General features: G+C 49.4%; 21 protein-coding genes. 14 read left to right on the top strand and 7 right to left on the bottom strand.

Translation table 11 applies throughout. The features are described 5' to 3' along the window. Positions 1 to 38: 38 nt before the first annotated feature. On the bottom strand, positions 39 to 719 hold the full coding sequence (locus J3B89_RS15480; protein WP_215398510.1) for a ChrR family anti-sigma-E factor: 681 nt from the start codon (positions 717 to 719) through the stop codon (positions 39 to 41). Next, a complete protein-coding gene (locus J3B89_RS15485; RefSeq protein WP_252349451.1) occupies positions 703 to 1,356 on the bottom strand; it encodes a sigma-70 family RNA polymerase sigma factor in 654 nt (217 codons plus the stop codon). The genes J3B89_RS15480 and J3B89_RS15485 overlap by 17 nt, the downstream gene beginning before the upstream one ends. A 181-nt stretch (positions 1,357 to 1,537) precedes the next feature. Here J3B89_RS15485 and J3B89_RS15490 point away from each other — a divergent pair, with 181 nt between their 5' ends. Both J3B89_RS15490 and J3B89_RS15495 read left to right on the top strand, forming a co-directional pair. Further along, positions 1,538 to 2,146: an FMN-dependent NADH-azoreductase gene (locus tag J3B89_RS15490; RefSeq protein WP_215398512.1), complete on the top strand. Its 609-nt coding sequence runs from the start codon at positions 1,538 to 1,540 to the stop codon at positions 2,144 to 2,146. Positions 2,147 to 2,330: 184 nt separating this feature from the next. After that, the gene (locus J3B89_RS15495; RefSeq protein WP_215398513.1) at positions 2,331 to 4,802 is read left to right on the top strand and encodes a S9 family peptidase; all 2,472 of its coding nucleotides are present in this window, start codon (positions 2,331 to 2,333) and stop codon (positions 4,800 to 4,802) included. A gap of 191 nt (positions 4,803 to 4,993) precedes the next feature. Here the strand turns inward: J3B89_RS15495 and J3B89_RS15500 are convergent, their stop codons facing one another. Continuing rightward, complete coding sequence (locus J3B89_RS15500) at positions 4,994 to 5,683, bottom strand: RluA family pseudouridine synthase (protein ID WP_215398514.1); 690 nt, start codon at positions 5,681 to 5,683, stop codon at positions 4,994 to 4,996. A gap of 104 nt (positions 5,684 to 5,787) precedes the next feature. Between J3B89_RS15500 and J3B89_RS15505 the strand changes: the two genes are divergently transcribed. After that, positions 5,788 to 6,462, top strand: a complete 675-nt coding sequence (locus J3B89_RS15505; RefSeq protein ID WP_215398515.1) for an RluA family pseudouridine synthase — start codon at positions 5,788 to 5,790, stop codon at positions 6,460 to 6,462. 99 nt (positions 6,463 to 6,561) lie between these two features. Beyond that, positions 6,562 to 8,157, top strand: coding sequence for an L-lactate permease (locus J3B89_RS15510; RefSeq protein ID WP_215398516.1), 1,596 nt, complete (start codon positions 6,562 to 6,564; stop codon positions 8,155 to 8,157). Here J3B89_RS15510 and rrtA read toward each other — a convergent pair. Beyond that, a complete protein-coding gene (rrtA, locus tag J3B89_RS15515; RefSeq protein WP_251372478.1) occupies positions 8,143 to 8,733 on the bottom strand; it encodes a rhombosortase in 591 nt (196 codons plus the stop codon). The two genes, J3B89_RS15510 and rrtA, sit on opposite strands and share 15 nt — an antisense overlap. Before the next feature lie 190 nt (positions 8,734 to 8,923). Between rrtA and ggt the strand changes: the two genes are divergently transcribed. Both ggt and J3B89_RS15525 read left to right on the top strand, forming a co-directional pair. Next, positions 8,924 to 10,672 carry a gamma-glutamyltransferase gene (gene ggt, locus J3B89_RS15520; RefSeq protein WP_215398517.1) on the top strand — a complete coding sequence of 583 codons (1,749 nt, stop codon included), beginning with the start codon at positions 8,924 to 8,926 and terminating at the stop codon, positions 10,670 to 10,672. 11 nt (positions 10,673 to 10,683) lie between these two features. Continuing rightward, complete coding sequence (locus J3B89_RS15525; RefSeq protein WP_215398518.1) at positions 10,684 to 11,424, top strand: enoyl-CoA hydratase; 741 nt, start codon at positions 10,684 to 10,686, stop codon at positions 11,422 to 11,424. 11 nt (positions 11,425 to 11,435) lie between these two features. On the opposite strand, the gene J3B89_RS15530 is transcribed toward J3B89_RS15525, so the two are convergent. Both J3B89_RS15530 and cysK read right to left on the bottom strand, forming a co-directional pair. Beyond that, the gene (locus tag J3B89_RS15530) at positions 11,436 to 11,879 is read right to left on the bottom strand and encodes a hypothetical protein (protein ID WP_215398519.1); all 444 of its coding nucleotides are present in this window, start codon (positions 11,877 to 11,879) and stop codon (positions 11,436 to 11,438) included. A gap of 104 nt (positions 11,880 to 11,983) precedes the next feature. Then, positions 11,984 to 12,958, bottom strand: a complete 975-nt coding sequence (gene cysK, locus J3B89_RS15535) for a cysteine synthase A (RefSeq protein WP_215398520.1) — start codon at positions 12,956 to 12,958, stop codon at positions 11,984 to 11,986. 133 nt (positions 12,959 to 13,091) lie between these two features. On the opposite strand from cysK, the gene J3B89_RS15540 reads away from it, so the two are divergent. The 8 genes from J3B89_RS15540 to J3B89_RS15575 all read left to right on the top strand — a co-directional run bounded on the left by J3B89_RS15540 (position 13,092) and on the right by J3B89_RS15575 (position 20,802). Continuing rightward, complete coding sequence (locus J3B89_RS15540; RefSeq protein ID WP_215398521.1) at positions 13,092 to 13,937, top strand: AAA family ATPase; 846 nt, start codon at positions 13,092 to 13,094, stop codon at positions 13,935 to 13,937. 185 nt (positions 13,938 to 14,122) lie between these two features. Next, positions 14,123 to 15,292: a vWA domain-containing protein gene (locus J3B89_RS15545; protein WP_215398522.1), complete on the top strand. Its 1,170-nt coding sequence runs from the start codon at positions 14,123 to 14,125 to the stop codon at positions 15,290 to 15,292. 78 nt (positions 15,293 to 15,370) lie between these two features. Then, positions 15,371 to 16,255: a bile acid:sodium symporter family protein gene (locus J3B89_RS15550; RefSeq protein ID WP_215398523.1), complete on the top strand. Its 885-nt coding sequence runs from the start codon at positions 15,371 to 15,373 to the stop codon at positions 16,253 to 16,255. Between the two features lie 72 nt (positions 16,256 to 16,327). Beyond that, a complete protein-coding gene (locus tag J3B89_RS15555) occupies positions 16,328 to 17,563 on the top strand; it encodes an EAL and HDOD domain-containing protein (protein WP_215398524.1) in 1,236 nt (411 codons plus the stop codon). A 204-nt stretch (positions 17,564 to 17,767) separates the two neighbouring features. Next, positions 17,768 to 18,697: a CHAP domain-containing protein gene (locus tag J3B89_RS15560; protein WP_215398525.1), complete on the top strand. Its 930-nt coding sequence runs from the start codon at positions 17,768 to 17,770 to the stop codon at positions 18,695 to 18,697. A gap of 40 nt (positions 18,698 to 18,737) precedes the next feature. Further along, positions 18,738 to 19,433: a DUF3592 domain-containing protein gene (locus J3B89_RS15565; RefSeq protein ID WP_215398526.1), complete on the top strand. Its 696-nt coding sequence runs from the start codon at positions 18,738 to 18,740 to the stop codon at positions 19,431 to 19,433. 176 nt (positions 19,434 to 19,609) lie between these two features. Beyond that, a complete protein-coding gene (locus tag J3B89_RS15570; RefSeq protein ID WP_215398527.1) occupies positions 19,610 to 19,957 on the top strand; it encodes a hypothetical protein in 348 nt (115 codons plus the stop codon). A gap of 152 nt (positions 19,958 to 20,109) precedes the next feature. Further along, positions 20,110 to 20,802 (top strand): lysophospholipase, encoded by a 693-nt coding sequence (locus J3B89_RS15575; protein ID WP_215398528.1) that lies wholly within the window; start codon positions 20,110 to 20,112, stop codon positions 20,800 to 20,802. A gap of 109 nt (positions 20,803 to 20,911) precedes the next feature. Here the strand turns inward: J3B89_RS15575 and atcC are convergent, their stop codons facing one another. Further along, a complete protein-coding gene (gene atcC, locus J3B89_RS15580; protein ID WP_215398529.1) occupies positions 20,912 to 21,805 on the bottom strand; it encodes a cold adaptation protein AtcC in 894 nt (297 codons plus the stop codon). Positions 21,806 to 21,810 lie beyond the last annotated feature (5 nt).

A 21,810-nucleotide genomic window follows, 5' to 3' on the forward strand; every position in this document is an offset into this window, starting at 1 on the left:
AAAACGCCAGCGGTGGCTGGCGTTGAGTGGTTACAAAGCTAGTAAAAAAACTGCTGTAGCGGATTAAGCAGCCGGGTTAAGCCTTTTTTAAACTTTAACGGCGCGCTTAACACCGACAGACATAAGCAATCTTCGTCTGCCATAGTACGCGGTGTATGGGTATCGTCCGGTGAATTAATCAGTAAATCTCCCGCACCATATTCACCGTTTTCATCAACAATTTTACCGGCCAGCACTAATGTCATCTCCAGCCCCAAATGCGTGTGCTGGGGGACTTCAGTGTTTTTATCAATATAAAGTAACGAGATATGATAATCGTTGCCTGCCGGCAATTTCGCTGTTGCTATACCACCCAGATGTAACCATTTACCACGGTTTGCTGCCAGGCGTTGCAAAGAACGCGGCAATATAAACTCGCGCTGGTTAACTATGATGGGCTCAGCGGGTAAATGTGGCTGAATAGCGGCTACCTGCTTAGATAATTGCGGCTGCGCCATAATGTCATTAAGCATCTGCTGCCAGTCGGTAGTATTGGTTTTTACCGGTTGCTGTGCCAGCTGACAGGCTAAATCCGCAGTAATGTCACGGCTAAGTTGCTGACAATGCGGGCACAGGTCAATATGGGCTGCTACGGCAAGGGCTACATCGGCACTTAAGGTGCCTTCGGCATGCTGTTCCAGCAGCGACATACCGGGGTGAAACTTAATTGCGTGCGCCATCTAATGCCTCTCTTAATCTGTCCAGCGCTAAGCGGATGCGCGATTTCACTGTGCCCAGTGGAATAGCCAGTTCATCCGATACTTCCTGATGCGATTTTTCCTGCAAGTATACTTTCTCAATTATCTCGCGCTGCGCCGGCGGCAGGCTGGTAAAATGCGGTGCCAACTTGTCCATCAGCAACTGGGTATCCCATTGTGATGTGTCGATGTCGGCTTCCTGTTCGGGGTATTCACCGTTAAGCCATAAGTCATCAGCACTGATATCGTCTTTACGGCTTTGCTTTTTACGCAGCATGTCAAAGCGCACATTTCTGGCAATGGTAAAAATCCAGGTAGAAGCACAACCGCGGGACGCATCGAACAGGGCCGCTTTTTTCCATACGTTGAGCATGGTGTCTTGTACCATTTCTAAAGCCTGCTGCTCGTTACCAAACATTTTCATGCCAAAAGCTTTCAGTCTGGGGGCAAAATAATTAAATAGTTCAGCATAAGCACTGCGATCGCGCTGCAGGGCAACAAAAGTAAGTGCCTCTTCCCAGTTGTTATTGGTAATTTCTGGCCTTGTCATGGAGGCTTGTGTGTCCGGTATTGGCGAGGAGCCCCTATCATGCCTTGCTACCTTGGCTAACTTCAACATGTTTTATGTTCCTGGTTACGGTGTTCCGGCATTGCTGCTGTATTACCCTATTTACGCGTTATAAGAGGTTCTGGATTGCCTGTTAAATAAATTAAAAATTAGAAAGGTATGTGCGTTTTATTCTGATTTTCTTCCTAAAAAGATACGTTATTATGTATTAACTTAAAAACGGGAGACGATCATGAAACACATTTTACTGATTAACAGCTCTATTAGTGGCGACAAAGGTCATTCGGCTCAGTTAGCCCAACAATTTATTGCCAGGTTGCCAGAAGGCAGCTTTAATCTGGACACTCTGGATTTAAACGCTACACCGGTACCGCACCTGGAAATGGCCGAAATGGCCGCCTGGATGACACCGGCAGAGCAGCGTAGCGACGAACAACAGCGTCTGGCTGCTATATCTGACGATATTGTTGCCCGTATTAAAGCGGCTGATGTGATTGTTTTAGGTGTACCAATGTACAACTTTGGCATACCGTCACAGTTAAAAGCCTTACTTGACCGGGTAGCACGTGCCGGTATTACTTTTAAATACACTGAGCAGGGGCCGGTAGGCTTGCTGGATGATAAACCTGTGGTAATTTTTGCCGCCCGTGGTGGTATTTATCAGGGTACCGGGCTGGACAGCCAAACCCCATTTTTACAAACATTTTTTAACTTCGTTGGTTTAAAGGATCTGCATTTTGTTTATGCTGAAGGCCTTAATATGGGAACGGACGCACAACAGGCGGCACTTACCGCAGCAACGGCCCGTTTAACTGAGATCAGCGCTAAAATAGCCGCTTAACTTCTCCACAGCTGTTCGAATACTTGTTATTCACGCTGTATTTGCCGGTCTGGTTCAGGCCGGCTTTTTTCTGTCTGTTAATCTTGTCTGCTTTGCTGTCAGCCGCATCTGTTGGTGTGTCAGTTGCGTTACATCTGCGGTCTTTGTATAACAGAACGTCTTTTACTACTATAAGAAACTCGCTATGACCAAGATCCGTCATTCAGTGCTGGCTGTCGCGTTGTGCAGCTTAGTGCTAACCAGCCCGTTGCAGGCAAAAAAAGCCGAACCTCAAACTTATCAAACATCAGCTATCAGCGTACCGCAGGTATTTAATGGCGATGCCAGTATTAAACTGAGCATGGAGCAGATTATGGCTGATCCGGACTGGCTTGGCCGCCAGCCTGAACAAGCGCTGTGGAGCGCCGACAGCCAGCAGGTATTTTATCAGCGTAAGCAGCAAGGTAACGAACTGCGCGACTGGTTCGTGCGGCCGCTGGCTGCACAAGGCAATGGTGATAAGGTGGCATTAGCCAGCCAGCATCAGATAGGCAGTGCCAGCGCAGTTTACAATAAAGATCGCAGCCTGCAGGCCTATATTTTTGAAGGCAACTTGTTTGTGCGCCGCATGGCAAGCTTTGAATTAATTCAGTTAACCCGCGACAGTGCAGTGCAGACTGATCCGTTATTTTTGCTCGATGGCCGTATCGCATACCGCGAAGGCTGGACTTATTACGCTATTGATCTGGCCTCAGGCAACCGCACCGAACTGGCTAACTTGCAACTGGCCGAAGCACCCAAGGCACCGGCAGTGCCCAAAGGTTACCTGGCACAAGAGCAGCATAAACTAATTGAGTTTGTGGCGCTGGAGCAAAAAAATGCTGAACAGCGTTATGCCGCGAAGCAGCAATTACAGGCGCAAAACAGCAGTATGGCACCAAAAGCCTTTTATTTGGGTAAAGATTTACAGGTAGTGGGCGCCAGCTTGTCTCCTAAAGCCGACTATATGCTGGTATCGGTGCGTAAAGCAGGTAAGCGTAATGACAAAGATATTATGCCAAACTACATTACTGCTAACGGCGATATCGCCGCCCAGCCGGTGCGTGGCCGGGTTAATGATGTTATTCCGGCAGCACAGCGTATTTTGCTGTTAAACCTTAAAGATGGTAGTAGCAGCGAGTTAAGCTACACCAGCTTGCCGGGTTACAACGAAGACGTACTGGCTGAGGTTAAAGCTGAAAATGCCAAAGCCCGTGGTGAAAAATACAAAAGTGAGAAAGTGATCCGTGATATCGGCCTGATGAACGACTGGTACTGGACGCAAAGCGCTATGCGCTGGCACAGCAGCGGTGAGCAGGTTGCTCTGATGCTCAAAGCACTGGACAACAAAGACCGCTGGATTGCCACTGTCGACTTGCAGAAAAAAACACTGGTGCCACAGCACCGGTTACATGACACCGCCTGGGTTAATTATTCATTTAACGACTACGGCTGGCTAAACAATACCGACAGCCTGTATTACCTGTCGGAAGAATCCGGTTACTCGCATTTGTATGTTAAGCCGCTGAAAGGCAAAGCTAAAAAACTGACCAGCGGTACTTTTGAGGTCAGTGATCCGGTGCTGAGCAGCGATGATCAGTTTATTTACTTTAAAGCCAATGTGGCGCACCCCGGCAACTATGAGGTGTACCGTGCGGTATTAGCTAGTGGTAACACTGAGCAACTAACCAAACTGGGTGGCAGCACCGACTTTACGCTGTCGCCGGACGAACAAAAACTGTTACTGCGCCATTCTACCAATCTGTTGCCGGAAGAGCTGTATGTGGCTGATGCAACGCCTGGCGCAGAAGTTAAACGCCTGACCGACACCATATCAGCAGAGTTTAAACAGTTACCGCTGGTAGCACCACAGATAGTGGCGGTGCCTTCAAGCCACGGTGATCACCCGGTGTTCTCTAAAGTATATTACCCGGCCGACTACCAGCAGGGCGAAAAGCGCCGCGCCGTTATTTTTAACCACGGCGCCGGTTATCTGCAAAACAGCGATTTGGGCTGGTCGGGGTATTTCCGTGAGTTTTTCTTCCACAATCTGTTGGTACAGCAGGGCTACGTGGTAATGGATATGGATTACCGGGCATCAAAAGGTTATGGCCGCGACTGGCGTACTGCCATTTACCGCCGCATGGGTACACCAGAGATTGAGGATTTAGTTGATGGCGTAAACTGGATGGTGGCGAATGCCAATGTAGATCGTAACCGTATTGGTACTTACGGTGGCTCATACGGTGGCTTTATGACCTTTATGGCGCTGTTTACCGAACCGGATTTATTCCAGGCCGGTGCAGCATTGCGCCCGGTGAGTGACTGGGCCTATTACAACCATGCGTATACGTCGAATATTCTGAATACGCCGGCCATTGACCCTATCGCTTATGAGCGCAGCTCACCGATTTACTTTACCCAGGGCCTGAAAAAGCCGTTGCTGATTAATGCGCCTATGGTTGATGACAATGTGTTCTTTCAGGATGTCGTGCGTTTAGTACAGCGGTTAATTGAGCAGGAAAACATTAACTTTGAAACGGCAATTTACCCGGTAGAGCCGCATGGCTTTCGCCAGCCAAGCAGCTGGCTGGATGAGTACCGCCGTATTTATAAGTTATTTGAGCAGAATTTATAGTGGGTATTCTGCTGCTTTAGCAGCAGATAAGCTGGCTATCTCGAATTGGGCGCCACAGAGTGTCTGAGCCCTGCCGTAGGCAGTAGGGCGAGTTGCTGTGGCGAGCCAAGGCGAGTGTAGCCAGCTTGCTCTGTTAATCCGGCCTTCTCATATTTAATACGTTAAAAAACGTCTCCTGGTGAGGCGTTTTTTTATATGCTGTTTAACTGGCCGGCAGCACTGACAAAGTCAGTATCGGCATCAAACCTTAGCCGTTTGCCATTGTACGGCTGGTTTAACTCCAGTGTAGCGGCATGCAGTAATAAGCGCGGGGCGGCATTAAGGGCTGCACCACTGGCATAAAACGCATCGCCCAGTATCGGGTGCCCCAGTGCCAGCATATGCATACGTAGCTGATGCGAGCGCCCGGTAACCGGTTTTAGCTCTACCAGTGCCCGATCAGATAATTGCTGCAACAGCCGGTAATAGGTAATGGCACTTTTGCCATGGCTATAACACACTTTCTGTTTTGGCGGATTACTGCTGTCAGCAACCAGCGGCATATCAACAGTGCCTTCAGCCTGTTGCAGTGTGCCCCAAACTACAGCAAGGTAGCGTTTGCTGACAGTGCGATCAGCAAATTGCTGTTTTAGCGCCCGCTCGCTAGAGCGGCGCAGCGCAATAACCACCACACCGGAGGTGGCCATATCCAGCCGGTGCACCAGTTGCGCCAGCGGGTATTGCTGCTGCACCCGGCTTAGCAGGCAGTCGGCTAAATGCTCACCGCGGCCGGGGTTAGTCAGCAGACCGCTGGGTTTATTCAGCACAATCAGATCTTTGTCCTGATATAGCACCTCAAGCCAGGGCTCAACGGGCGGGTTATATACAAAAGGTTCGGTCATAAGGTGAAAGCTTTAGCGGCAAAGTGCTTAGCTTAGCCGAATTTAACCAGCAGACGAAGGGGTTTTACGGCATAATAGCCGCCGTTAAAACTACGGAGAACCCCATGAGTAACAGCACTGACGATCTGGCGATATTACCGGCAACCAGCGAGCCATACCAGATAGTGTACGAAGACGATGTGCTACTGGTGGTGAATAAACCTGCACAGCTGCTTACTGTGCCAGGGCGGCATCCACAAAATCAGGATTGTCTTATCCGCCGTGTACAGCGCGAGTTTCCTTTTGCCGAGGTGGTGCACCGGCTGGATTACGATACTTCCGGGTTGGTCGTTCTGCCGCTGACTAAAAGAGTATTGTCAGATATCAGTAAGCAGTTTCAGGCCCGTACTGTGCAAAAGCATTATGTTGCCGTGGTGGACGGCAAACTTGCCAAGTCCAAAGGGGTGATTGATTTAGCTATCGCCGCCGATGAGCAACGCCGGCCACTGTATAAAGTATGCCCGCAACAGGGTAAGCCGTCACAAACCCGCTACCAGCTGTTAAGTTATAACGCAGCCACCAACCAAAGCCGGGTACAACTGGAGCCGGTTACCGGGCGCTCGCATCAATTGCGGGTGCATATGTTGGCGCTGGGCCATGCCATGCTGGGCGATACTTTGTATGCGCCGCAAGATATTGCCGGAAAAAGCCCGCGTTTAATGCTGCATGCTGAATATATCCGCTTTGTACACCCGCTTAGTGCTCAGGCCATGGAATTTACTGCCAGTGCGCCGTTTTAATACTTTTACTGTTTTTGTTGGCCGGTTTTTATGCTGGATCAAACCCCGCTAAGCTGCTATCTGTAAACTGCAACTGCCGATAAACCCAGCGGAGCGGGCATGACCAGTTTACAACTTCTTACAGCCTTAATGCCGTTACTCAGTGTTTTTGTGCTGCTGGTGCTATTACGTTTACCGGCACGCCAGGCTATGCCGCTGAGTTTATTATGCTCAGTGCTGCTGGCGTGGTTTGTCTGGCAAATGCCAATACAACAAATGGCTGCCGCACTGTTTGAGGGGCTGGTGATTGCGCTGACCATTGTCTGGATTGTGTTTGGCGCTATTTTGCTGTTAAAAGTGCTGCAGCAAACTGGTGCTATTGATGTTATTAAACAAGGTTTTAGTCAGGTAAGTACAGATAAAAGAGTACAGCTGATTATTATCGCCTGGCTGTTTGGCAGTTTTTTGGAAGGGGCGGCTGGTTTTGGCACACCGGCAGCCATTGCTGCGCCTTTGCTGGTTGCTTTAGGTTTTAGCCCGATGGCCGCAGTGGTGCTGGCGCTGATTGCAGACTCCTGTGCGGTATCCTTTGGTGCTGTGGGTACACCGGTACTGGTTGGCCTGGCGCAGGGCGTGCCAGAGCTTAGCAGCAGCGATTTGCAGCAAATAGCCCTGCAGGCGATCAGTATTGATATTATGGTAGCGTCGGTGCTGCCGGTGATTATGTCGGTGCTGTATTGCCGTTTTTTTGCCAGTCAGCCCAATTGGCGGGCTGGTTTTGCTATCGCGCCTTTTGCGCTGTTAAGTGGCCTGGCTTTTACTGTGCCGGCTTATGTGGTTGCGTTATTGCTGGGTCCGGAGTTTCCGTCTGTGCTGGGCGCACTTACTGGCTTGCTGATAGTGTGCGGCCTGGCAAGGCGAGGTATTTTATTGCCTGCGGCTTTTGAACCAGCCGCCCAAGCCGGGATGCTGCACAGTTTGCAGCCGGGCAAGCCGCAGCCATTTGGTTTGCTACGTGCCTGGTTACCTTACCTGATAGTAGCATTATTGCTGGTGCTAAGCCGGATCCCCGAATTACCGGTTAAAGCTTTACTGCAAAGTGTCAGTATTGTTTGGGTTGATATTTTTGGCTCGGCTATTGCTGTTAGTGTCATGCCGTTGTATTTGCCGGGGTCTTTATTTGTGCTGACAGCTCTGCTGGCGCTGTTTATTCAGCGCGGCAGCCTGCAGCATTTTCGCGTGGCATTACACCAGAGTAGCAGCATGTTGTGGCCATCTTTAGTGGCATTGTGTGCGGCGGTGCCGATGGTGCGTATTTTTCTGCAATCCGGTGTTAACAACGCCGGGCTTAAGGCTATGCCTATGGCACTGGCTGAGCTGGCAGCCACCCGGTTAAGTGATATCTGGCTGTTAATGGCGCCGCTAGTGGGGGCTTTAGGTTCTTTTATTGCCGGCTCTGCGACATTTTCTAACTTAATGTTTGCCAGTTTTCAGCAGGCAATGGCTGAAGATGCCGGGCTTAGCCATCAACTGGTATTGGCACTGCAAATGCTGGGGGCTAATGCCGGCAATATGATTTGTGTAGTTAATGTAGTAGCTGCCGCCAGTGTAGTGGGGCTTAATGGCCGCGAAGGCGAAATTATCCGTTATACCTTGCTGCCTATGTTGTATTACTGTTTGGCTGCCAGCCTGGTTGCCTGGTTATTTTTTGCCTGAACGCTGCCATATATAAATTAGTAACCCCAGAGTAAAGCCACTGCATACGCCGTAAAGATGTGCATCTGTGGCAACACTGGCGTTAATCAGCCTGGCCAGCTCAGCATCCGGGCCTTGCCATTGCTCCCAGCCAACTTTGCCAGCTAATCCGGCCAGTAACAGCCAGCCGGTACCCAGTTTTAGCTGAATATCTCTTAGCGCGCCCAACGTTAGCATGGCATGCAGCAGGCCGGATAAACCAACGTAAATATGGATCTCTGGTGAGTAACAATACAGCGCCAGGCTTATAGCCAGGCCACACAGCAGCCATTGCAGTGCTAACATTCTGCCTTTGTAATAGTTGCCATGCAGCAGCATAGCCAGTAGCAAACCAGCCAGATTCATCAGTAAATGCCAGTGGTTACTATGCAGCAAATGGCCACTGAATAAGCGCCAGTATTGGCCGTTGCTGATATCTGCCCGGTTGTATTGTAATGCCAGCTGCCAGCTGTCTGGCGCCATCGCCAGTAATACCATAGCAGTTGCCAGTAATAGATAAGCCGTTAAGTGGCTATTGGTTGGAAAAAAAAGGCGCAAACGGGAGTCATCAGTAAGTTATCAGGGCGCCTATGCAAAACGATCTGCGCTTTAGCGTCAAGTAAAATTTTCTGTTACAGCCTTAGCGGTAAACTGATGCTAAAGCCGGTTTAGCCGCGTTGCTGGTTATTGATCTTAGGCTGTTAACTGGTTAGGGTGTAGGCACCTTCTTTACAAGATATCTTTTACTATGTTTGTCCGTTTAGCTTTGTATCGTACTGCGTTTATTTTTTGTGGTTTAACGGTGTTTGCAGCTACTGCACAACAGGAAAACCGTGAGCCGGAAGCTGCTACCGGCATTTATCAGCAGCAACTGGTTATTAGCAAACAGTACATGGTGTCGGCAGCACACCCTATGGCAACAGAAGCCGGCCGGGCTGTGCTGGCAAAAGGTGGCAGCGCGGTGGATGCCGCCATTGCTATCCAGCTGATGCTGGGCTTAGTTGAACCACAAAGCTCAGGTATTGGTGGTGGCGCTTTTATGCTGCACTGGCAGGCCAAACAGCAACAACTTACTACCTTTGATGGCCGCGAAGTAGCACCATCTGCTGCCACAGCTGATTTATTTATTCAGGAAAATGGCAGCGCCATGGACTGGCGCGAGGCCTATGTTGGCGGCAAATCAGTAGGTGTGCCGGGTGTTGTTGCTATGCTGGCACAAGCGCATCAGCAGCATGGTAAATTGCCCTGGGCCGAGTTGTTTACCGATGTGATCTCTGCAGCTGAGCAGGGCTTTCCGGTATCGTCACGCACAGCGCGCCAACTGCAGATGGGCTGGAATAAAGGCGTATCGCAGTTTTATGAATCAAAACAGTATTTTTTCTCCAATAATCAGCCTGTTGCTGAGGGCAGCATACTGAAGAACCCGGCTTATGCCACAACGTTAAAAGCTATAGCAGCACAGGGACCGGATGCGTTTTATAAAGGTGAACTGGCCAAAGCGATTAGCGAACGGGTGCAAACCGCTCCGGTTAATCCGGGCAAGCTCAGTGTAGCCGATTTAGCCAATTATAAAGTGCAGCAGCCAGAAGCAGTATGCCTGCCATACCGGATATACAAAGTGTGTGGTATGGCTCCGCCAAGCTCCGGCGGTATAGCGGTACTGCAGATACTGGGTATTTTGCAGCAGTACGACTTAAGCAAGGTAGCACCAGACAGTGTGCAGGCCACGCATATACTGGCGCAAGCGGCAAAACTGGCTTTTGCTGATCGTGATCGCTACCTGGCAGACCCGGCTTTTGTTGCGGTACCGGTAGCTGGCATGCTGGCGCCGGATTATCTGGCCCGCCGGGCGGCTTTAATTGATCTTAGTAAAGCAGGTACCCAGGCCACTGCCGGTATTCCGCAAGGCGCACCGGCGCTGTTATCCGCTAAATCGCCAGAGTTGCCTAACACCAGCCATTTTTCTGTTGTTGATGGTGAGGGGAACGCAGTAAGTATGACCACCAGCATTGAAAACGTGTTTGGCTCCGGCTTAATGGTGGGGGGCTTTTTGCTGAATAATCAGCTGACCGATTTTAGTTTGAGCCCTGAAGTTGATGGCCATCTGGTAGCAAACCGGGTAGAAGGTGGCAAAAGGCCGCGCTCTTCTATGGCGCCGATGATGGTGTTTGACCAGAATAATAAACTAAAGCTGGTGATAGGCTCGCCTGGTGGTAGCCGCATTATTAACTATGTTGCACAAAGCATAGTAGCGGTGCTGGACTGGGAGCTGGACGTACAACAAGCGCTGAATTTGCCACGTATTACGCACCGTAATGATTATCTGGCGCTGGAGAAGGGCACAACGTTGGAAAAACAACAGGCTGTACTTGAAGATATGGGCTATAAAGTACAGCTGCAGGATTTAAACAGCGGCTTGCATGCAATAATGGTTACTGCTGATGGTTTGCAAGGCGCAGCAGATCCGCGTCGTGAAGGCAGTGTGGCAGGTAAATAAGGCAGAAATTTATGAGTGATATTACCCAACAAATGACGCAGGGCGTGCTGCAGCTTAGCCTGAACCGGCCACACAAAAAGAATGCCCTTAGCCAGCAAATGTACCGTGATCTTAACCAGGCTCTGATGCAGGCAGCAACTGATCCCGCAGTTAAGGTTGTACTACTGCAGGGCAGTGCCGACTGCTTTAGTGCCGGTAATGATCTGCAGGATTTTATTGGAGCCGGCGACTTAAACAGCCAGCACCCGACAGTGCAGTTTCTGTATATTCTGGCCCAGTTTTCTAAACCGGTAGTGGCTGCTGTTGCCGGGTTAGCCATTGGTATTGGTACTACAGTATTACTGCATTGCGATTTAGTGTATGCCGCTGATAGCGCCCGTTTTCAGTTGCCGTTTACCCAGCTAGGTTTATGCCCGGAAGCCGGTTCCAGCGTACTGTTGCCAAATCTTGCCGGGTATCAGCGCTCTGCACAATATTTATTGCTGGGGGAGGCCTTTGGCGCAGTCGAAGCCGCACAGATGGGGCTGGTTAATCAGGTGGTAACGAATGCTGAAGTGGGGGCGCTGGCGCTGGAGAAAGCAGTTAAGCTGGCGGCCTTACCTGCCGATGCAGTGCAAAGCAGTAAAGCGCTGTTAAAACGTAACACACAGCCGCTAACGCTGGAAACTATAGCCACAGAACTGGTACAGTTTCAGCGGCTACTAAACACTAACGAAAGCCAACAGCGCATCAGTGCTTTTTTTAAGCGTTAGCCGGAATAAGTTTAGCGGGCACTGCTGCTAAACTTATCTACCTGTACAGATTTTACTACCCAGCGGCTATTGTGTTTAACAATTTCGACAACCCTGAGTTCATCAACTTGTTTACCATCGTGCGGGCCGGTAAGCAAAATGGCAATTTTAGCTTCATTTTCATACTGCTCACGCAGGTTGCCGCCACTACGGTTAACCCTAACTTCAACAGAGTCAAAAGACATATTCATCAGGGTACGGTTAACCTGACGTACAGAGCCGTATGACTCCATCAAGGCGGCATATTCCGGTGTGCTTAGCTGTTTGGCTTTTTCCAGATCTTTTTCGTTATACAGCGCATTAAAAAACTGGGTGGCAATATATTCCGGTGTGCCCCATTGGGCGTTTACCTTGGGGGTGCTTTCGCTACAGGCAACCAATAACAGCAAAAGTGGCAGTATCCAGCGTAGCTTCATCTGTGGCTTCCGGTAAAAAAATAAGCACCCAGTGTGGCTTTTTTTTTACCGCCTGTAAAGAAAAGGGCTGCAAAAGCAGCCCCTAATACAATCCATCATGCTGATTAAGCTTGCAATTCCTGCTCGGTAAACACACTGGCAAACAACGGACTGGTTAAATAGCGCTCGGCAGCGCTGGCCAGGATCACAACAATATTCTTACCGGCATTTTCCGGCTTTGCCGCCAGACGCTGCGCGGCTACCAGGGCTGCGCCAGATGAAATACCGGCCAGAATACCTTCTTCACGCATTAGGCGTAGTGCGCCGGCAATGGCCTCATCGCTGGTCACGCGTTCAACTTCATCTACCTGGGTTAAATCGAGGTTGCCCGGAATAAAACCGGCACCAATACCCTGAATTTTATGCGGGCCGGGTTTTAGCTCTTCACCGGCTTTGGCCTGAGTAATAACCGGCGACTCTGCCGGCTCTACCGCTACGGTTAATAATGGCAGCTTTTTTTCTTGCTTAAGATAGCGGCTCACACCGGTAATAGTACCGCCTGTGCCCACACCGGCAACAAAAATATCAACCTTGCCGTCCAGATCGTTAAAAATTTCCGGCCCGGTGGTGTCAAAGTGAATTTGCGGGTTGGCCGGGTTTTCAAACTGGCCCAGAATTAAATATTTATCAGGGTTAGATGCCTGAATTTCTTTAGCTTTTTCAATAGCACCTTTCATGCCCTTCGGGCCTTCGGTCAGCACTAAATTGGCACCTAAAGCTTTTAACAGCTTGCGCCGCTCCAGACTCATGGTGGCTGGCATGGTCAGGGTTAACTTATAGCCACGGCTGGCAGCAACAAACGCCAGGGCAATACCAGTGTTACCAGAGGTAGGCTCGACAATTTCTTTCTCAGCCGTTAAGGTGCCTTTTTTCTCGGCATCCCAAATTAATGCGGCACCTAAGCGGCATTTTACGCTGAAGCTGGGGTTACGAGCCTCAATTTTAGCGTACACATTCGCGCCACCTTCAATAGTCCGGTTTAGTTTGACCAGCGGGGTGCGGCCGATAGACAATGAGTTGTCTGCATAGACGTTTGCCATAAAAAAACTCCGTTTACGATAAATTGGTTATAAGAATACGCCAGCGCGGCAAAAATTACAGTAGCTTTTGGCTATAAGATATTACGTTTCACCACAATCCCTTTGGGGTTGAACGCTAAGCATAGAGGGTAGAATGGCCTTTGTAAGCACCGACAACTATATCGTGTCTGATGAACTGGCATTGGCGGTAAATGCCGCCGTAACGCTGGAAAAACCTTTGCTGATAAAAGGTGAGCCGGGTACAGGTAAAACCCGGTTGGCCGAAGAGCTCTCAGCAAGCTTAGGTACTGAGCTTATTCAGTGGCATATCAAGTCAACCACCAAGGCGCAGCATGGCCTGTACGAATACGATGCAGTATCCCGCCTGCGTGACAGCCAGTTGGGCAGCGACAAGGTGCACGATATTAATAACTATATCCGCCCCGGCAAACTATGGCAGGCTTTTACTGCCGCTAAGCGCCCGGTGCTGCTGATTGATGAAATAGATAAAGCCGATATTGAGTTTCCCAATGATTTACTGCACGAGCTGGATCGGATGGCGTTTTACGTACACGAAACCGGCGAGCAAATAAGCGCTGTTCAACGGCCGATAGTGATCATTACCTCAAATAACGAAAAAGAGCTGCCGGATGCCTTTTTACGCCGCTGCTTTTTCCACTATATCCGTTTTCCGGACGCTGATACCCTGCGCGCTATTGTCGCGGTGCATTACCCGCATATTCAGCAGCAGCTGTTAAATGTGGCGCTGGAGGCGTTTTTTGAGCTGCGTGAATTACCGGGTTTAAAGAAAAAGCCGTCAACGTCAGAACTACTCGACTGGGTAAAGTTATTGCTGGCCGAAGATATTCCGGCAGAAGTGTTAACCGATAAACAGCACAAGGGCGGTTTAATGCCGATGTTTGGTGCGCTGCTTAAAAACGAGCAGGATGTGGCACTGGTTGAAAAACTGGCGTTTTTGGCGAAAAGGCAAGGGCGCTAGACGATGTTGGAGTCTTTTGTAGTATGCTCCGGGGGCGACTATGGCTATCATGCCAGCGAAGGAGCAGAACCTTGTTCCGGTCGGCACAGAGTGTCTGAGCGAGGGCGCCAGCCCGAACGAGTTGCTGTGACGAGCCGGGGCAAGTGTTGTGAGCCGCAGCGGGAACAATACTGCGGAGCCAGCATATGCTAATTGACTTCTTTTTTACGCTACGTAAATACGGCGTAAAAACCAGCATTACCGAACTGCTGGACCTACTTAATGCACTAAAACAGCAGGTGATCTTCGCCGACACTGAGGCTTTTTACCAGTTAGCGCGGCTGTGTCTGGTAAAAGATGAAACCCAGTACGACAAATTCGACCGCGCTTTTGCTGAGTACTTTGAAGGTGTCGCACAGGTAGATATCGCCGCCAGCATACCGCCAGAGTGGTTAGTGCCCGAGGTGCTGCGCAAGCTTACCGATGAAGATAAAGCTAAACTACAGGCTCTGGGTGGCCTGGACAAACTGCTTAAAACCCTGCGTGAACGGCTAAAAGAGCAACAAAAAAAGCACAGTGGCGGCAATAAATGGATTGGCACCGGCGGTACCTCACCTTTTGGTGCTTACGGCTATAACCCTGAAGGCGTGCGCATAGGCCAGCAGGGCAGTGGAGCACGCCGTGCAGTAAAGGTGTGGGATAAACGCGAATTTAAAGATTTAGACACCGGCGTTGAGCTAAACAACCGCAGTATTAAACTGGCATTAAAGCAGCTGCGCAAATTTGCCCGCAGCGGCGCAGAAACCGAGCTGGATTTACACGGCACTATTCAGGCTACGTCAGAGCAAGCCGGTTGGCTGGATTTACGCTTTATGCGCGAGCGGCATAATGCCATTAAACTGCTGGTGTTTTTTGATGTTGGCGGCTCAATGGACGACCATATCGAACAATGCCAGAAACTGTTTGCCGCCGTTAAAACCGAGTTTAAACACCTGGAGTTTTTCTATTTCCATAATTGCGTGTATGAGGGCGTTTGGCGCGACAACAAACGCCGTTATACCGAGCAGATAAAAGTGGATGATATTATTCACACCTACGGTAGCGACTACAAATTGATCTTTGTTGGCGATGCCACGATGGGCCCCTATGAAATAGAGTATCCGGGCGGTAGTGTCGAGCATTTTAACGAACTACCCGGTAAAGTATGGTTGCAGCGCCTGTTAACGCAATATCCCAAAGCCGTGTGGCTAAACCCGCAGCCACTGCAGTGGTGGGGGCACTACTATTCGATTGGCATTATTGAGCAAATTATGCAAAAACGCATGTATGCACTAACGCTGGATGGCTTGGGTGCGGCAATAAAACAGTTGGTGTAACCCCTGGGCTTAATTGCAGCAACCAACAGCTTGCTGTAGTTTGTATGCCAGGCAGAAAAATAACGATATGGCCATTGTATGTTTGAAACCCTGACTCAGATTGGTTTACCCGTAGCGCTGATACTGATTATGGCCGGTGTTGGCTTAAGTTTAACACCGGCAGATTTTCAGCGGGTGTTTCGCCAGCCGCGCGGTTTTTTACTGGGTGCCTTTGCCCAGATGCTGTTGCTGCCGCTGGTTGCGGTGGCGCTTATTGCGCTGTTTAAGCTGGAAGGCGAGTTAGCAATAGGTTTATTTATTCTGGCGTTATGCCCGGGTGGTACTACATCGAACCTGTACAGCTATTTATGTAAAGCCGATGTGGGTTTGTCGGTGTCGCTAACAGCTGTAATTAGTTTTATTACCCCTATTACTATTCCGTTGCTGGGTGCCTGGGCGATAGGTTATTACAGTGATGCCAAATCAATACTTAGCCTGCCGGTGTTAAGTACCTGGTTTAAGCTGATGATTATCACCGTATTGCCAGTGTTGCTGGGGATGGCGCTGCGGGCGAAATGGCCAATGTTTGCCCGCAGGGCTGAGCCGCTAATCAGCAAGTTTTCTGTGCTGGTACTGGCGCTGCTGATTGTATCTATTGCACTGGATTTAGGCGATGCGCTTTGGGTTTATCTGGCTAAAGCAGGCCCGGCCGCGTTAACGCTAAACCTGCTGACAATGCTGCTGGGGTATCTGCTGGGTAATTACCTGTTGCACAGTGAAGCTCAGGCGCGCACGGTTTGTCTGGAAGTAGGGTTGCAAAATGGTACTTTAGCCCTGCTGGTAACCACCGGCATTTTACAAAACCAGCCTATGTCGGTAGCGCCCAGTGTATACAGCTTACTAATGTTTATCAGTGCCACCTTGTTTACCTTGCTGGTGCTGCGTAAAGACCAACGCATTGCCGCGGCGATAAAAGACAGATGAACTAGACAGCTTGCAGTACTGGCTTTATATTGGCCGGTACCAACTGTAACTGTTTAGCTGTAAGGACAGTACGTGAGTCAACAACCTCAAACTATAATTAACGGCAAAGATTTACAAAGCCTGTTTGCAGCCCAGCCTATTTTTGATCGCAATAAACAACGCTATGCCGTGGAACTGCTGTATCGCAGTGACACCGGCGTTACTGCGCTTGAACTGGGTGATGTAAAAGCCACCACTGAATTGCTGTATAATCTGTGCAGCGGTATTACCGAGCAAATTGAGCAGTACCGTGCACCGGTATTTATCAATGTCTGTTCCCGGTTTTTGTTATCGCGCAGTTTCCTGCCGCTTGAGCCGTCACAAGTGGTTATCGAGCTGATTGAACGCATTGAGCCGACCCCGGAATTTATTGCTGCTGTGGCCAGTTTTAAGCAACAGGGCTTTCGTTTCGCCCTGGACGATTTTGAGTTCAGCGAGCCCTGGCTGCCTTTGCTGGAGCTGGCTGATATTATCAAGATAGATGTGCTAAACAGCAGCCTGGCCGAAATAGAGCGTTATAAAGCGCAGTACAGCAGGCCGGGGCTGATTTGGCTGGCAGAAAAAGTTGAAACCGAACAACAGTTTGCTGCCTTTAAAGCGTTGGGCTGCGAGTTATTTCAGGGCTATTTTTTAGCAAAACCTTTATTGATCGCCGGTAAAAAAATTGAACCCAGCGTGCTGCGGCTGGCAGAAATTATTGGTTGTCTGTTTGCCGACGAACCGGATATTAATCAGCTGGTTTTATTGTTGCAGGACGAGCCGGCAATAGTGATGGGCATGCTGAAAATTGTGAATAGCCCGTTGTACCGTAAAACCCGCGAAGTGAGCTCGGTTAAAGAAATGGTAACCCGGCTTGGGCTGGAACTTACCCGTAAATGGGTGTTGATGTATGCCGTGCTTAACAATACCGCACCAACAGCGGCAATAACGGTATTAACCCGTGCTTATACCGCACAGCGTATTGCCAAACTGTGGCAGCTTAGTAACGATCAATGCCATCAGTATTTTCTCGCTGCGCTGATTTCCGGTTCTGATATGTTGTTTGGTGTAGAGTCGGATCGCTTTCTACAGCATTTAAATATTAACCCGGATATACAACAGGCCATCAGTTGTAACAGCGGCCGTATGGCAGAGGCATTGGCCATAGTGTGCAATATTGAGCGTGGTTACGCATTAAAATTAGCCGCCAGTGCTGCCGAGCTACCCTATATCAGCTGCTATAACCAGGAACTGGCCGACGTACAAAAACGGCTGGCGCTGGTATTGTAACCGGCTAATGCAAGTTACATAAATTTATCCAACATAAAATGCTTGATTTACATTCCTTTGGCAGAATAAACTCTCGCTCCCACGCAAGGGGCTAACCGCAAGTTGGTAACACCGCGAATTTAAGCCGTCACTCAGTACGCTATTTATAGATAAGCCGTTATTGGCAAAACCGGGTGCCGTATTAATCAAAGATGAGATGTAGTTGTGAATAAAAAAATCATGGGGCTGGCCGCTGTATTTTTAGTGACTGCGGCAGTGTTTGGCGCCTACCAGTTTATTACCCGCATGCCACTGGGTAGCAGTGTTGCGCCGGGTACGCAGATTGATGAATTAAACGGCGTGGGCATTTACTACAATGGCGGGGTAAATCAATCGCATGGCAGAAATTTAACCGCTTCCGGTTACAATCTTGGCATCAAATACCAGTGTATTGAGTTTGTAAAACGTTATTACTATGAAAGGTTTGGCCATCAGATGCCGGACTCATACGGGCACGCCAAAACATTTTTTGACCAAACCCTGCCAGATGGAGCTTTAAATAAACAGCGCGCTTTGCTGCAATACCATAACGGCAGCAATACCATGCCAGCACCGGATGACATTATTGTGTATGCCCCGTCGCTGTTTAATCCCTATGGCCATGTGGCCATTGTAGCCCAGGTAAATCCGTACGCTGTTGTTATAGCACAGCAAAATGCCGGGCCGGTTTATTCGTCCCGTGAGGCCATACCCCTTAGCTTGCAAGATAACCGCTACCGGCTTGGTAGTGGCCGTGTATTGGGCTGGTTGCGCTTGCCGCATCAGCTTAACCAGGCGTTGCAACATAGCCCGGTAGCCGGCATTTTTAACCCGGATGCCAACTTTGTGTATCGTGATATGGTCGGCGGCCCTTATTTTGATGAGTGGTATCTTGATGGTGATCTGGTTAATGGCACAAACCTCAGATTACAACGGGAGGGCAAATCCGGCAGTTTAGCCATGCCGGTAGTCATAACCTGTGAGTCACGCACGTTAACTGTCAGCGGTGATGGGCTGGTGTTTGGCCATATGGCAATATCTGCAGCAGAAGCACAAAATTATCTTACTGCCGATATTGCGGCTGCCGTTATTGATAATGCCTGCGTAAACCACTAACAGTGGCTAGTACAACAAAGTAACTATATTGGGATCAGATATGAAAGCAATTGCAGTCGTTAAATATTTATTCACCTTGGTTGGCTTCGCTATGCTGGCGGGCGCTTTTTTTGCCTACAACAGCACCAGCTCATTTTTAAAAGAAGCCGCAGTGGCAGACGGTATGGTTGTTGAGCTGCTGGCTTCCCGCTCTGATAATTCAATTACGTACCGGCCAGTAGTGCAGTTTATGTCTGAACAAGGCCAGCTGATTGAATTTGTGTCAGCTACCGGTAGCAACCCGGCCAGTTATTCTCAAGGTGAGCAGGTAGAGGTGTTGTACCTGCCAACCCGGCCGTCAGATGCAAAAATTAATGGTTTCTTTTCACTGTGGGGCGTGGCGATAATTCTGGCGGCTATAGGTGCCGTGTTCTTTATTATTGGCGTCGGCATTATCGCATTTCTCAGCTTAAAAGGCCGGCAAGACGAAATGTTAAAATCCAGTGGTATGGCAATAAAAACTCAGTACCAGGGGGTTGAGCAGAATACGGCGTTGTCTGTTAACGGCAGGCATCCATTTCGGGTGCTAACACAATGGCAAAACCCGGCCACGTCTGACATACACATTTTTAAAAGCAATAATTTGTGGTTTGACCCGTCTGCTTATATTAAACAGGACACGATCAGAGTATTTATCGCCCAAGACAACCCGGCAAAGTACTACGTTGATTTATCGTTTTTGCCGAAGCTGAAATAAGAGGCACTATGCGGCGGCTTCTTTGTCTATTTCTGTCACTGATAAGTCCTGCCCTGTTGGCTTATGAGCCTGCGTCTTTGTGCAGTGCTGATGAACAGGTTATTTTCGCTTGTGAAGTAAAGCACAAGCTGTTGTCTGTATGCGCATCTGCGGATGTCAGCCACACCAGCGGCTATATGCAATACCGTTTTGGGCAACCGGACAAGATTGAACTTACTTACCCTGCAACAAAAGTAGCGCCGCAGGGCAGGTTTTTTCTGTCTAGCGCCGGATTCTCTGGCGGTGGGGCAAATATTATTCGTTTTAATAATTCCGGTTATGAATACCTGGTTTTTGATCTTATGCGAAGAACCAATTTCACACCGGGCGAGCCGCACGATGCCGAGTTTCATGCCGGTATTGTTACACGCCGTCACGGCAAAATAACCTCAACCCGGTCGTGTGACAATAACAATGCCAGTATCCGTGCCGTTGCGTTTGATGTGTTGGAAACAGAAGAGTTTGATTATAACGTGATCCCATAAAAGCAGGCTTGTGTTATACCAGCTTCAAAACAAGGATAGACAAAGTTGAGCGTGACTATGGTGTTTAACACGCGTGGGTACAAACGCACCATGCAGATGCAGGGTACAACAAGTTACCAGCCCGGGTGCAGTGCGTTAAAAGGCCGTAAAAATTGAAGCTGGTGCTATTACCCGGGATGGATGGAACCGGAATATTGTTTGGCCCGCTGCTGGCGAATATTCAGGGCATAGAGGCAATAGTTTTACCGCTACCAAACGAGGGCGCGCAAGATTATAAATCTCTGGCAGAGTGCATATTAACACGTCTTCCGGATGAGGATTTTATTCTCGTTGCCGAGTCATTCTCCGGCGGTATTGCCGCATTGCTATCTCAGCTGGCAGTACCGCATTTAAAAGGCATCATCTTCGTTGCTTCATTCTTATCAGCACCGAAAAAGTTGCTGGCGCACTTTGCGTCGTTGTTACCAATACGCCAATTAGCCCATCTGCCGCTGTCAGGCATTGTCTATAGGTTGCTCTTTCTGGGAAAAGGCGCCGGCAATAAAGAAATCGAATTGTTCAAAACTGTGATAGATGCCGTTCCCACCAGGGCGCTTCAGTTGAGGCTAAAAGTCATCGCCCAGACAAAATACGACGGCTTTAAGTCGTCTGTTCCTGCTGTATATATTGGCGCTGCACACGATATGTTGGTAAATCCGCAGAAAAGGCTGGAATTTGTTCAGGCCTACAGCGACATTACATTTGCGCAGCTTGACGGCCCTCATTTTATTCTTCAGGCTAAAGCCAAAGAGGGGGCGACAGCCATTATAGAGGCTGTACGCCTTTTAGCCGGTAAAGTAGCATAAAACATCGCAGCTTTAAGCATTGTTGTGCAGGGATGGATTAAACTACATCAGGCTGAATTGGAAGAAAACTGACGCTGTGCCAGAGCTGGCGGTGATGACGGCCAGCTCATTAAAGTTCCAGGTATTGCGGCCAGCCGAGTAGCGGGTTGCTTAAGCCTTGTTTGCCTTCAAAAGCGTCAAGCTTTTCCGGCGAAGCATCGGTTTGCGCCATGGTTTTATACTCTTTGGCAAATTTTAAAGTTCGCAGCAGAGCCGGAATAAAATGCTGGCCTAAGTCAGCTCGTATCGCGTCGGCATTGGCTGCGGGCAGCTCTGCCAAAGTGGCTTCAGTTTGTAGTTGGAAAAAGGTGTCGTTAAACCAGTGCGGTTGCAGCTCAATACTACGGATGCGCTTTTTTAAATCCTGGCGTACTTTCTCACCGCCGGTAAGCGCACGGTAAAATACTATTTCGGCCAGTACTTCTTCCAGGCTGAAATGCTCAAATTCGTCAAAATGGCTGCGGGCATAAAACTGCTGCTGCAGCAACTGCATTGACTGGTTGCGCCGGTGATCTCTCAGCGCCTGCTGGTACTGCGCCCAGCCGCTCCACTCTTCGGCATCTGGCGGTGTGGAAATACTTTGCAACAGTTGTTCTTCCACATCGCCGTACAGGGAGTTCTTACCGGTTTTTTTGCTAACGGTGCTGAGCATGCTCCAGCCTTTTTGAAATGGCTTTACCACGCCCTCCGGCGCCAGTAGCAGTGTTAGGGCACGCTGAGGGTCGTTATCGCTAAGTTCCTGCAACCCTAAGCTTACTACGCCGATAATGTCGTGTGCGGCTTGTTCAAGCAGGTGCATTTTGTACTTATTGTAGAACTTATCGGCAAACTTTAAGCTCATCAGCACGGCTTTGCTTTTTATTTGCTGCAGCTCTGCAGAGCTGAGTTTATCGTCGGCTTGCGCCTTATCCAGTACCTGAGTTAAAAACGGGCCAAAACTGCTATCGCGTAGCATTAACTGCATGACGT

The organism is Rheinheimera oceanensis, assembly GCF_018831085.1.
Taxonomy (GTDB): domain Bacteria; phylum Pseudomonadota; class Gammaproteobacteria; order Enterobacterales; family Alteromonadaceae; genus Alishewanella; species Alishewanella oceanensis.